Below are 12,115 nucleotides of genomic sequence, written 5' to 3'. Positions count from 1 at the left end.
GGCCAGGTGTCGGGTCGGCGTCTCGCACCGCGCCGCGGTGGGCCGTGTCACGCCGGCGGTCAGAGCCAGGACACGTGTGGTGAGAGCACGGAGTAGCCCACGAACGCGAACACGTCCAGGAGGGTGTGTGCCAGGACGAGCGGCCACAGCCGACGGGTCCGCATCCACCAGAGGGCGAACACGACCCCCATCGCGAGGTTCCCCAGCCCGCCACCGACGCCCTGGTAGAGGTGATACGACCCCCTCAGCAGCGCCGTTCCCACCAGCGCGAGTGCCGGGGGGACGCCGAGTTGGCGCAGGCGAACGAGCAGATAACCCACGACCAGGATCTCCTCGGCGGCACCGTTGCCCGCCGCGGCCAGGACCAGCACGACCGGACGCCACCAGGTCTCCGAGAGCCCGGACGCCGCCACCTGCAGGTTGAATCCCGCCGCCACCGCACCGAGGTAGAACGCGAGGCCGGGGATCCCGATGACGGCGGTCAGTGCGATCCCCCACATGACCTGACGCCCGGCGCGCTCGCGGACGAGCCCCACCGCCCTCGGTCCGATCCCCGTGTGCGCGAGCAGGACGAGGGGCAACAGCGCCCACGCGGCCAGCCGCAGTACCCCGAGGAGCTGGTAGCCCGCGTCGAGCCACTCGTGGGTGGACCGCGAGGAGTTGAGAGTCGCGGTCTGGCCCGCCAGTGGTTCCGGGGCGAGTAGTGCGGAGACCAGGTCGAGGACCGAGTAGAGGCCGGACAGGCCGAAGGTCACCAGGAGGACGACGACGAGCTCGGCCACCATCAGCCGGCGGGTGCGCGGATCGGTGACCGGGTCGAACGCGCAGACGTAACCGCGGAACGCCTCCCGCGGCGAGAGCGCCCGGCGCACCCGGCTCGCCCGCCCCGCCCGGTCGGTCACTCGGCGAGCCGGATGTCGCTGACGATCCGGTCCATCCAGCGGGTGCCGGGGGTCGACTGCTGGGCCGTGGTCAGGTACGCGACCCACCAGCGGCGCCCCTCGGATCCGAACACCGCGGCGTAGACCAGTCCGCCGGCGTCGGCGTCCTCGGAATCGTCGGGGACCAGGACGTACGAGACCGACGCCCCGCTTCCCGCCTCGTTGCTGACGTCGGAGACCCGCAGTTCGTCGCGGGTTCCCGTGACGCCCATCAGGTAGAGCTGGATGGTCTCCGCCAGTGCCGTGGCGGACCCCTGGTCGTCGGTGATCGCCGCGGCGGCGATCCCGGGTTCGAGCACTCCGGCGAGGATCCGCGTGTCCAGGGCGTGCCCGGACCCGACGGGTGCCATCTGGACGCTGCCGATCTCCGGCTGACCGATGACCTGCCACCCGACCGGCACGGCGATCTCCAGGCCCGACTCCTCGTCCAGGTGATGTGCACCGTGCAGTGTCGAGTCCCGGGGCAACACCGACTCGGGATCCGTCGCCACCGCCACGAGCAGGAGCGCGGCCAGCAGCGCCAGCGCCACGTGGATCGTGCGCGGGCCGCGCTTCTCCTCCGGTGTCAGGTGGGAGGCGTCGGCAGCGTCGACCGGGGCGGAGGTGTGGTCGGCCGCGGAGCTGGAGTCGGGGGCGGGGGAGTCGTCGGAACCCATCGGGGGAGAGAGTAGCAACGCCCTCGGTGTAGACCTGTGGTCATGACGGTCTCGCTCGAACTGCTCAGCCGCGGCCCCTCCCGCCCCGACCTCCTCGAGGACCTCGTGGTGGCCGGTTCCGGACTCGCCGCGACGCTGTCCCGGTGGTCCGCCCCGGAACCCGTCGAGGTCTCGCCGGAACCCGCATTCGGACTGCCCGGCCCCGACGCCGTGGCCGAGGTGTTGGCCGCCGGTACCGCGGCGGTGGTGGACGTGGCGCCGGGACTGGCCGGTCCGGGGCCCGCCGCCGACCGTCTGGTCGACCTGCTGGCGGTGGCCGCCCACTCCGGTGTCGGGTTCGGATCGGGCCTGGTCCCCCGGTGCGTCGACGCCGGGCAGGTCTGGGCACTGCTCGCGGGCGCGGTGGCAGCCATGACGGGCGGCGACGTCCGCGCTGCTCTCGCCGACCCCGACGCGGCCGCCCTCGTCGCGCTGTCGCGGTCCGCGCGGGAGGCGATCCGTGACGTGGTGACGTGCGCCCTGGTGCCCGCCGACGCCGTGGAAGAGGTCTCGGCGGACCTCGCGTCCGCCGGGCGCCCCTGACGCTGGCTACTCTTGTCGTCGTGGTCACCGTTGCCTACCTGGGTCCGCCCGGAACCTTCACCGACGCCGCCCTCCACCGTTTCCGGTCGGACGAGCGGACCGCCGGCCGGCTCGCGGGGGCCGAGGCCGTCCCTGCCGGCACCCCGGACGAGGCGCTGACCCTGGTCAGGACGGGCGCCGCGGACTACGCCTGCGTGCCGTTCGAGAACTCCGTGGACGGGACCGTCAATCCCACCGGTGACGCGCTCGCCGTGGGGGACCGCCTGCAGATCTTCGCCGAGACGGAACTCGACGTGGCCTTCTCGATCCTCGTGCGTCCCGGCACCGCGTCCACCGACGTGCGGGTGCTGCGGACCCACCCGGTGGCCGCCGCACAGGTGCACCGCTGGGTCGGCGTGCACCTGCCGCAGGCGCTCATCGAGACCACCTCCTCCACCGCGGCCGGGGCGGAGGAGGTGGCGGCCGGGAACGCCGACGCCACCGCCGCGCCCGCCCGGGCCGGGGAGATCAACGGTCTCGTCCCGCTGGCGGAAAATGTCGCCGACGTGGGCGGGGCCCGGACCCGGTTCGTCCTCGTGGGTCGCCCGGGGCCGCCGCCCGAGCGCACGGGCCACGACCGCACCTGCGTGGTCTTCGGGCTGCCGCACGAGCCCAATGCCCTGGTCCAGGCGCTGACCGAACTGTCGATCCGGGGCATCGACCTCACCCGGATCGGGTCCCGGCCCACCCGGGTGGAGCGGTTCACCTACCTCTTCCACGTGGATCTGGTCGGCCACCTCGACGACCCGGCGGTCGCCGAGGCGCTGGCAGCTCTGCACCACCGGACCGACAGCCTGCGCTTCCTCGGCTCGTGGCCGGTCCGGGAGGGCGCCGGAGCCGGTTCCGCACCCCCGGACCGTTCCGAGGCGTTCGACTGGATCGACGGTCTCCGCCGCGGGGTGGACGAGCGCGGGGTGGACGAGCTCGGTGCCGACGAGCGCGGTGCCGACGAGCGCGGTGCCGACGAGCGCGGAGCCGACCAGCGATGAGCGCGCGGCTGCACCTGGTCAGGCACGGGCAGACCCCGTCGAACGTCGCCGGCGCGCTGGACACGGCGCTTCCCGGCGCCCCTCTCACCGAGCTCGGTCGCACGCAGGCGGAGACGGTCGGTGACGAGCTCGCCGGGTCGGGGATCTCACCCTCGGTGGTCCTGTGCTCCGAGGCCGCCCGCGCCCGCGAGACCGCCGGGCTGATCGCCGAGGCGATGGGACTGTCCACCCAGGCCGTGCCGGGGATGTACGAGGTCCAGGCCGGCCAGTTCGAGATGAGGACGGGGGCCGAGGCGCTGCTGGCGTACAACCGGGTCGTACGCGACTGGCTCGAGGACGGTGAGCTCACCGCGTGCCTGCCCGGGGGTGAGAGCGCCCACGACGTGCGGGACCGGGCGATGCCGGTGGTCTCGGAGCTGCGGGAGAGCTATCTCGACAACGGCACCGACGTGGTCCTGGTGGTCCACGGCACCCTCATGCGGATGATCGCGGTCTTCGCCGGCGCCGTCCCCTCCCAGTGGGCCCTGGACAACCGGATCCCCAACTGCGGGGTCATCGAACTCGCACCGGATCGTGGTGGGTGGTCCTGTGAGCGGTGGGGCGACCACCTGGGACGGCCGCAGTTCTAGACACCGGGCCCGGGAACGGCGGGTCGCTCAGCCCCAGCCCAACCCGTGCAGCGTCTCCTCTTCGATCCCGAAGTGATGGGCGATCTCGTGGATCACCGTCACCGCCACCTCGTGGACGAGCTGCTCCTCGGTCGAGCAGAAGTCACAGAGTGCGCCCCGGTAGATCGTGATGGTGTCGGGCAGGAACCCCGAATAGGTGGTGTCGCGCTCGGTCAGAGCCACCCCCTCGTACAGGCCCAGGAGGTCGGGCTCGTCCGGATGACGGTCGGCGATGAGCACCACCACGTTGTCCATCGCCGCGAACAACGCGTCCGGCACGGAGTCCAGCGCGTCGTCGACGAGTGACTCGAACCGCGTCTCCCCGACCGTGATGCTCACGGTGAACCGGGGATCGGGACGGACACGGTCCCGGGCTCCGGATCGCTCGGGGGACCGGGGTTGCCCTGACCCACGCCGGGCGGTGGGACCTGCGTGGTCGTGGGCGCCACAGGCGTGTTGCCGTCGATCAACACGCCCTGCCGCGCGGAGCCCCGCAGGACCGCGAACGGCCCGGGGTCGGCGGCCTTCATCAACCCGCAGTTGACGGTGCGGCTCCCGGTGGCCCAGGAGATCCGCGAGATCGGGTTCACGAGCGTGGAGATGAGCGTGGTTCGGCGCAGCGCCTCGGCATCCCCCAGGTAGGCGGTCCCGGCGGCGAGACAGGCCTCCGCCGTGAGTTCGGACTGCACCCGCGGCTCCGGCGGCTCGGGCGCCTCCGGGAAGATCCCGGTGACGTCGACGTCGGAGACGACCTCGATCGAATGGTCCGCCGAACACGGCACCGGCGACCCCGGCAGACCCTCCTCGGTGAATCCCAGGCACGTGCCCGGGTCCCACCGGCGATGCTGGTCCGCCTGAGCGAACACCCCGGTCGAGGTTGTCGAGCGGCCGTCGAGCTCGGCCGCGGCGACACCACAGAGCACCGTGTGATCGCCCTTGTTCCAGCCCTCCTCGGACGGGGGGACGACGAGTCCGGTGAACCGGCCGGCGGGGTCGACCTCCCGGCCCCCCGCGTAGCGGCTGACGAGCGGCAGGCACCGGTTCGTGCCGATCGGGGCCAGATCCGAGTTGTCCGGGAACGGGGCGCCCTCACCGAACCCGGGGACATCGGAGAGGTCGATCCGGCCGGCCACCTCGAATCGATGGGGCTCCGCGCAGTCGACGGTCGTGAACGCCGTGACGCGGTCCGCGGCGTCCACCGACCATGTCAGGCACGTTCCCGGCGCGGCGCCGGCGTAGGCGGGACCGGACAGTGTCCGTGGGTCGACCTGCGGGACGATCGCCGCGATCCGCTCCGCAGCCGCCGAGTTCGGGTCACCCATGGCCGAGGCCATCAGACCGCCGGTGATCGCCCCGCCGGACAGGATCGCGACGAGTGAGGCCATGACCGCACCCCGGGTCCGGAGTAGAGACCCACCCGGGTGTGGTGAACGGGAGGTAGTCATCATCGCAACCATGATGCCGCAACTTCGCCGCCCCGATAGGATCCAGGGCATGAGCGGACAGAACCCAGACGAGGCGGACGGCCCGGCCGGTGGAACCCGCACGCCGCGGGAGGGCGTCGACCCGGAGGTTCTCGAGTTCGCGCAGATGCTCTTCCAGCTCGCGCGCGACGGCGAGACCGAGCGACTGGCGGCCTACGTGGACGCCGGCGTGAGCCCGGACCTCACCAACGAGCGCGGAGACGCGTTGCTCATGCTGGCCGCCTACAACGGGCACGCCGACACCGTCCGTGCCCTGCTCGCCCGCGGCGCCGAGGTCGACCGCGCCAACGATCGCGGTCAGACCCCGCTCGCGGGTGCGGTGTTCAAGGGTTACGGCGAGGTGGTCCGGGTGCTGTTCGAGGGTGGCGCGGACCCGTACGGCGGCACGCCCACGGCGGTCGACACCGCCCGGATGTTCGAGAAGGACGCCTTTCTCGAACTCTTCGGCGTCTGAGGCCCGACGGCACGTGAGGCCTGACGGCGCGTGAGGCGCAGGAGCGGATCCGGGCGCTGAGACCGGGCCGCTAGGCTGGTCGCCGTGATCGATCTCAAGCTGCTCCGCGAGAACCCCGACCTCGTCCGCGACTCCCAACGCACCCGCGGTGAGGATCCCTCGCTGGTCGACCGGTTGCTGACCGCGGACGAGGCCCGCCGGTCGTCGATCTCCGCCGCCGACGGCGCACGCGCCGAGCAGAAGGCCCACGGCAAGACCGTCGGTCAGGCCGCGCCCGAGGACCGCCCCGCGCTGCTCGAGGCGGCAGGTGCGCTCAAGCAGGCGGTCAAGGACGCCGAGGAGGCGGAGAAGACCGCCGCGGCCGAGGTCGACCGACTCCAGCGGCTGATCTCCAACGTCGTCGAGGCGGGGACACCCGCCGGCGGCGAGGACGACTTCGTGGAGATCGAGCGGGTCGGGGAGATCCCCACCTTCGACTTCGAACCCAAGGACCATCTGGAGTTGGGCGAGAGCCTGGGGCTGCTGGACATGGAGCGTGGCGCCAAGGTCTCGGGCGCGCGCTTCTACTTCCTCACCGGCTACGGCGCCCTCCTCCAGCTGGGAATGCTGCAACTGGCGGCGCAGAAGGCCACGGCCAACGGCTTCACGCTCATGATCCCGCCGGTGCTGGTGCGTCCGGAGATCATGCAGGGCACCGGCTTCCTCGGAGCGCACGCGGACGAGATCTACCGGCTGGCGGACGACGACCTGTACCTCGTCGGCACCTCCGAGGTGGCGCTGGCCGGCTACCACCAGGGCGAGATCCTCGACCTCTCGGCCGGTCCCAAGCGGTACTGCGGGTGGTCCTCGTGCTTCCGCCGTGAGGCGGGCAGCCACGGCAAGGACACCCGCGGGATCATCCGGGTCCACCAGTTCGACAAGGTCGAGATGTTCTCCTGGTGCACGCCGGAGGAGGCCCACTCCGAGCACCTGCGCCTGCTGGGTTTCGAGAAGGAGATGCTGCAGGCCATGGGTCTGCCGTTCCGCGTGATCGACATCGCCGGTGGCGATCTGGGGTCGTCGGCCGCCCGGAAGTACGACTGCGAGGCGTGGGTCCCCACCCAGGGCGCGTATCGCGAGCTCACGTCCACGTCCAACTGCACGACCTTCCAGGCCCGCCGACTGGGCGTGCGCTACCGGGACGAGGGCGGCAGGCCCCAGACGGCCGCCACCCTGAACGGCACGCTGGCCACCACGCGGTGGCTCGTGGCGATCCTGGAGAACCACCAGCAGGCGGACGGCTCCGTGATCGTGCCCGAGGCGCTGCGCCCGTTCGTCGGCAAGGACGTGCTCGAGCCGCCCCGCTAGGTCGTCGCGACCGGGCCGTCGCGACGCTCAGGGCCGGAAGAGCATCATCACACCGCTCGCGCTGGCACAGGTACGCCCGTCGGTGTCGAGCACCGTGGCCTGCACGACGCACGTCGACCGGCCCACGTGTTCCACCTCCGCCCGGATCGTCGCGGGGGTCCGCTCCAGCCGGAGTGCGCGGATGTACCGCACGGTCAGGTCGAGCGTGCTGTAGCCCACGCCCTCCTCGACGACGGTCGCGGTGGCGTAGCCGAGCGCGGAGTCGACCCATCCAGAGACGATCCCGCCGTGCACCGTCCCGCCGTTGTTCAGGGCCCACTCGGCGGGCTCCGCGGTCATCGTGACCACGCGATCGGCGGCCGAGGAGAGAGTCAGGCCGAGCGTGTGTGCCCCGGGGGAGAGGTGACGCTCGCCGTCGATGATCCGCCGCAGTGCGTCCAGCCCCGCGTGTGGGCTGCGTTCGGCGGCGGTGGGCAGCGGAGGCCAGGAATAGTGGCGACTGCGCGCCTCGGGGTCGACCGAATCGAAGGGCTCGTCGTCATCCACCCGGTCGAACCTACCGGCAGGCGGTCACACCGGCCGTGGTGGGCCGCTACGCTGGTGCCCGTGGAGTTGCTCTATACGGGGATCATCGGGTTCGCCCGCACGCTGTTCAAGGTCCAGGGACTGGACATCACGATCCGGGGGGAGCACAACTTCCCCGAGGTCGGCGGGGCCGTGGTGGTGATCAACCACACGGGGTACTTCGACTTCGTCTACGGGGGCATCCCGGCGCGCGTCCACAAGCGGTTCATCCGCTACATGGCCAAGGTCGAGGTGTTCGACCACAAGGTGTCCGGGCCGATCATGCGCGAGCTCAAGCACATCCCGGTCGACCGCACCGCCGGCAAGGCGTCGTTCGACGAGGCCGTCGATCGACTCAGGGCCGGCGAACTGGTGGGCGTGTTCCCCGAGGCGACCATCAGCCGCAGCTTCGAGATCAAGGGCTTCAAGTCCGGCGCCGTCCGGATGGCGCGGGCCGCGGATGTCCCGATCATCACTGTGACCCTGTGGGGCTCCCAGCGGGTGTGGACCAAGGGTCTGCCCAAGAAGCTGCTCCGGCCCAAGGCGCCGATCATGATGGAGGTCGGCGAGCCGATGCGGGCCTACGAGCCGGTGGAGGCGTGCACCGAGGAGCTCCGCTCGCGGATGCAGGCCACCCTCGAGCGACTGCAGGACGAGTACGCCCGGCGCTACGGCCCGTACCCGTCCGGTGCCAACTGGGTACCGGCCCGCCTGGGCGGTTCGGCGCCCACCCTCGAGGAGGCCACCGCCCTCGACGAGGCCGAGCACGCCGAGCGAATGCGTCGTCGGGTGCAGGCGGAGGGCGGGGACGCCCCGAAGGGACCGCCGGGCCCGGACGCTCCGTGACCCGTTCGAGGCCGCTCCTGGTCGCCACGGATATCGACGGCACGCTGATCGACCGGAACGAACGCGTACCGGACGCGAACCGGGCCGTCATCGCCGAACTCGTCGCGGACGGGGCGATCTTCGTACTGGCCACCGGCCGACCGCCGCGATGGCTCTCCCAGGTGGTCGACCAGCTGCCGGTGGCGCCCCTGGCGGTATGTGCCAACGGCGCGGTGGTGATGGATACCGCCAGCGGTGAGTTCCTCAGCAGCCGGTTACTGGAGGCGGAGGCGCTGGCCGCGATCGACGAGGTCCTGCGCGACAGGTTGCCGGGCAGCGGGATCGCGGCCGAACGTCTGGGCGCGGACGCCGCCGACCACCAGTTCGTGGCCAGTCCGGACTACGAACACGCCTGGATCCAGCCGGAACACCTGGAGGTCGGACATTCCGAGGTGCTCGCCCGCCCCGTCCTCAAGCTCCTGGCGCGGGTCCCCGGTATGCCCAGTGCGGACATGGTGGACGCCCTGCGGGGAGAGGTGCAGCACCTGGCGGACGTCACCTACTCCACCACCAACGGGTTGATCGAGTTCGCGGCGCGCGGGGTGACCAAGGCGAGTGCGCTGGCCGGGCTCGCCGCGGCCACGGCGGCGTCCTCGGCCGTGCCGTCCGCCGTCCCCGTCACGGTGGCGTTCGGCGACATGCCCAATGATCTCGAGATGTTGCGGTGGGCGGACCACGGCGTCGCGATGGGCAACGCGATCGCCTCGGTGCACGCCGTGGCGGACGAGGTCACGCTCACCAACGACGAGGCGGGCCTGGCGCACGTGCTGCGCCGCTGGTGGACCTGAGCTCCCTGGCTCTGGGCGCCACGGCCCCGGCATCGGACCACATCCGCCCGTCGCGATGAACTCCCGCGTGCGCGCCGGTGCGGGCGAGAGTGCATCCCCGCGGGCGGATCTCGTGCAGGTGTACAGGCGCGCGAGCGGATGCCGGGGTCCGGGTGGTGCCGCGTGGTGCCGCGTGGTGCCGGGTGATGGCCATGCGCTGAGCCATCGGTGGTGCGCGCGGACCGGTCCCCACCACTTCCCCGGTGTGCCCGCCCCCCCCGGTACGAGGATGGCGGGCACACCTGGTGGGACCCGGTCCGCGGGTCTGGTCGGCCGACGTCTGCCGTCGGCCGGGGATCAGGGGTTCGGCTCGACCGCGAGCTGCGTGGTGGCCGGGTCGAAGACCAGCGTGCCGCCCTCGAAACGCTGGGTGACGGTGCCGTCTTCGCGCTCGGTCTCGCTCGAGACCGGCAGCCCGAGCGGGCCGTGCTCGAAGCCCTGGGAGGCCCAGGCATCGCCGATCACGCCCCACACCGGGTGCGTACCGGTGTCGGGGGACGAGTACAGCGCTCCGTTCTCGTGCTTGACCAGCGACACGTCGCCGAACCGCTGGAGGCCGGAGAGCGCCTTGCCGAGCGGGCCGGACAGTTGCGAGGCGATCCTGGAGAAGTCGCCTCCGGACAGGTTCCCGGTGGAGCCCGCGTCGGCCCCGATCGCGTCCCGCACGGAGCCCGCGTCGAACGGGATGTCGGCCAGCGTCTTTCCGCCGGTCAGGAGCCGGGTCAGCTCGGCGGCGTCCAACCGGCCGCCGGTCAGGACCGTCCGGAGCGCCGAGGCCACCGCGTCCTGGACGCTTCCCTGGGTGATTCCCGGAGCCGTCGAGCTGCCCGTGCCCGTGCCCGGCCGCGGGGGCGTCCCGGGATTGCTGGTGGCCGGGGGAGTGGGGTTGGACGGTGCCGGGGTACCGCCGCCGCTCTTGGCGTAGGAGGCGGCGATATCGCGGATCTGCCCCATCTTGGCGTAGCCCGCGTCACCGGGGCACGAGGTCGTGCCGACGTCGCGGTGGGCGAAGATGTTGGGCAACCGGACCGCGGTGCCCATGGGGAACTTGGTGTACGAGGTGCCCTCGGAGTAGTGGGTGTCGGTGCCCTTGGGATCGACGCCGGCGATCGAGAGGCGCCAGCCGATGACCTCGCCCATCTTGCGCACGGTGGCGTCGGACGGCGCGACGGTGGAGTAGTCGCCCATCATCGAGATGCCGAAGGTGTTGCCGTTGAAGCCGCCGGCGTGCGCGCCCTGGACGTTGCGGTTGAGTCCGCCCCGCCGGCCCTCGAAGGCCTGGCCGTACTTGTCGACCATCACGTTGTATCCGACGTCGCACCAGCCCAGGTTGCGTGCGTGGTACACGTAGATGCCCCGCACGACGCCCGCCGAACCCTCACGGGTGTAGTTGTTGCTGCCCGCCGTGTGGTGGACCGTGGCGGCGGCCAGCGTGTCGTCGTAGGCCGTGCCCCCGCACCGGATCGACTCGTCGGCACCCCAGCCGCCGCGGGTGATGATCGACGGCTGCTTGGCGGCGATGTCGCCGTTCACGCCGGACCCTCCCTGCGCCGCGACGTCGCCGAACGCCTCGGGGTCGGGGGTCGGGGTGTCGTCGGGGGAGAGCAGCACGGCGGTGACGTCGGCGACGCCCGTGTCCGTGGTCTCGGCGACCGGCTTGATGTCCGCGTAGCGCGTCGGGACCGGCGGGGCGTCGTCAGTGGCCGACCGGGTGGCCGCGACGTCCTTCTGTGCGGGTGTCGCCGGTGCCGGGGTGACCGCGGGCACGGACTCCGTGGGCCGGGACTCCGCCGACTCGGACTGGGCAGGCTCGGACTGGGCAGACTCGGACTGGGCGGGCTCGGACCCGGACCGCTCCGCCTCGCCGGATTCTGTGGCCTCGGGCGCGTCGGCCACCGAGGTGTCGGACGGGTCGACGCCGGAGAGCTTGATCTGGACGGTGGTGGTGTCCACGCCCAGGAACACCGGCTCGGTGCCGCCGGTGCCGGTGGTGCTCTCGCCCTTGCCGTCGACGGCCTCGGCCTCGTACCACGGGCCCCAGGAGCCGTCAGGGTTCTTGGCGCGGAGGGCCGCGAGCGCCTCGGGGTTGTAGCCCTTCCACGTGACGCCGACCATGGAGAACGGGGTCTCGGAGGTGACCTCCTTGACGGGTGATGCGCCCACCGCGATGTCGGTGTCCACGCCGGCCGCGGACGGTGCCTCCGCGAGGGAGACCTCCGTCGTCCCGGTGGGGGCGGCGCTACCGGCGGTGGCGGTGATGTCGTCTCCGGACTCGACCAGGTGGTCCGCCCCGTATACGGCGAGGGGCGTGACGACGGACGCCGCGACCGCCACCGCGAGGGCGAGGGTCCTGCGTCGACCGCTGACGTTCAGGGGGCGGCGTCGTGTGCTCAAGGGCTTCTCCAGATCAGGTCTGTGTCCCGCGGATCCTGCTGCGGGGCACTTCTCCCCGGTGGCCGAACTGCAGAGCGACCACTGGGACGAATGTGACGAACGTGGTCAATGGTAGCTAAGAAACGCGTGAAACCAAGCGATACAGAAGTGAATTTTGTGGTCACAAGCATGTAGTTTCGAACCGATGTACGACGACGAGATGGCCCGACGGGTGAACTGAGCAGCGGCACACGGTGCGGAGGGGCCCTCCTCGTCGTCGTCGCCTGGTGTGGCCCCGGACCGCTA

13 protein-coding genes are annotated in these 12,115 nt (G+C 71.8%); 7 read left to right on the top strand and 6 right to left on the bottom strand.

Annotation, left to right across the window (positions count from 1 at the left end):
- Positions 1-59: 59 nt before the first annotated feature.
- Together NJE57_RS13285 and NJE57_RS13280 are read right to left on the bottom strand one after the other, a co-directional pair.
- Entirely contained in the window at positions 60-785 is a 726-nt protein-coding gene (locus NJE57_RS13285; RefSeq protein ID WP_413464415.1) for a CPBP family intramembrane glutamic endopeptidase, read from the bottom strand.
- Positions 786-898: 113 nt separating this feature from the next.
- Positions 899-1,597 carry a hypothetical protein gene (locus tag NJE57_RS13280; protein ID WP_319028929.1) on the bottom strand — a complete coding sequence of 233 codons (699 nt, stop codon included), beginning with the start codon at positions 1,595-1,597 and terminating at the stop codon, positions 899-901.
- Positions 1,598-1,639: 42 nt separating this feature from the next.
- Between NJE57_RS13280 and NJE57_RS13275 the strand changes: the two genes are divergently transcribed.
- The 3 genes from NJE57_RS13275 to NJE57_RS13265 are packed head-to-tail and all read left to right on the top strand — an operon-like array spanning position 1,640 to position 3,836.
- Entirely contained in the window at positions 1,640-2,179 is a 540-nt protein-coding gene (locus tag NJE57_RS13275) for a hypothetical protein (protein ID WP_319028928.1), read from the top strand.
- Between the two features lie 20 nt (positions 2,180-2,199).
- Positions 2,200-3,207, top strand: a complete 1,008-nt coding sequence (gene pheA / locus NJE57_RS13270; RefSeq protein WP_319028927.1) for a prephenate dehydratase — start codon at positions 2,200-2,202, stop codon at positions 3,205-3,207.
- On the top strand, positions 3,204-3,836 hold the full coding sequence (locus tag NJE57_RS13265; RefSeq protein WP_319028926.1) for a histidine phosphatase family protein: 633 nt from the start codon (positions 3,204-3,206) through the stop codon (positions 3,834-3,836). The genes pheA and NJE57_RS13265 overlap by 4 nt, the downstream gene beginning before the upstream one ends.
- Before the next feature lie 27 nt (positions 3,837-3,863).
- Here the strand turns inward: NJE57_RS13265 and NJE57_RS13260 are convergent, their stop codons facing one another.
- Together NJE57_RS13260 and NJE57_RS13255 are read right to left on the bottom strand one after the other, a co-directional pair.
- Positions 3,864-4,208 carry a metallopeptidase family protein gene (locus NJE57_RS13260; protein WP_413464414.1) on the bottom strand — a complete coding sequence of 115 codons (345 nt, stop codon included), beginning with the start codon at positions 4,206-4,208 and terminating at the stop codon, positions 3,864-3,866.
- A 2-nt stretch (positions 4,209-4,210) separates the two neighbouring features.
- Entirely contained in the window at positions 4,211-5,260 is a 1,050-nt protein-coding gene (locus NJE57_RS13255; protein ID WP_319028924.1) for a septum formation family protein, read from the bottom strand.
- 109 nt (positions 5,261-5,369) lie between these two features.
- Between NJE57_RS13255 and NJE57_RS13250 the strand changes: the two genes are divergently transcribed.
- Entirely contained in the window at positions 5,370-5,813 is a 444-nt protein-coding gene (locus NJE57_RS13250; RefSeq protein WP_413464412.1) for an ankyrin repeat domain-containing protein, read from the top strand.
- 84 nt (positions 5,814-5,897) lie between these two features.
- Positions 5,898-7,160, top strand: a complete 1,263-nt coding sequence (gene serS, locus NJE57_RS13245) for a serine--tRNA ligase (protein WP_319028923.1) — start codon at positions 5,898-5,900, stop codon at positions 7,158-7,160.
- 27 nt (positions 7,161-7,187) lie between these two features.
- Here serS and NJE57_RS13240 read toward each other — a convergent pair whose 3' ends face one another.
- Entirely contained in the window at positions 7,188-7,706 is a 519-nt protein-coding gene (locus NJE57_RS13240; RefSeq protein ID WP_319028922.1) for a PaaI family thioesterase, read from the bottom strand.
- Positions 7,707-7,766: 60 nt separating this feature from the next.
- Here NJE57_RS13240 and NJE57_RS13235 point away from each other — a divergent pair, with 60 nt between their 5' ends.
- Positions 7,767-8,570 carry a lysophospholipid acyltransferase family protein gene (locus NJE57_RS13235; RefSeq protein ID WP_319028921.1) on the top strand — a complete coding sequence of 268 codons (804 nt, stop codon included), beginning with the start codon at positions 7,767-7,769 and terminating at the stop codon, positions 8,568-8,570.
- Entirely contained in the window at positions 8,567-9,397 is an 831-nt protein-coding gene (locus NJE57_RS13230) for an HAD family hydrolase (RefSeq protein ID WP_319028920.1), read from the top strand. Before NJE57_RS13235 ends, NJE57_RS13230 begins: the two co-directional genes overlap by 4 nt.
- 336 nt (positions 9,398-9,733) lie before the next feature.
- Here the strand turns inward: NJE57_RS13230 and NJE57_RS13225 are convergent, their stop codons facing one another.
- Positions 9,734-11,830, bottom strand: a complete 2,097-nt coding sequence (locus NJE57_RS13225) for an N-acetylmuramoyl-L-alanine amidase (protein WP_319028919.1) — start codon at positions 11,828-11,830, stop codon at positions 9,734-9,736.
- Positions 11,831-12,115: the final 285 nt, after the last annotated feature.

It is taken from the genome of Dietzia sp. PP-33, assembly GCF_033790845.1.
Classification (GTDB): domain Bacteria; phylum Actinomycetota; class Actinomycetes; order Mycobacteriales; family Mycobacteriaceae; genus Dietzia.
Note: the sequence above shows the minus strand (reverse complement) of the source record. Positions and strands in the feature narration are given on the sequence as shown.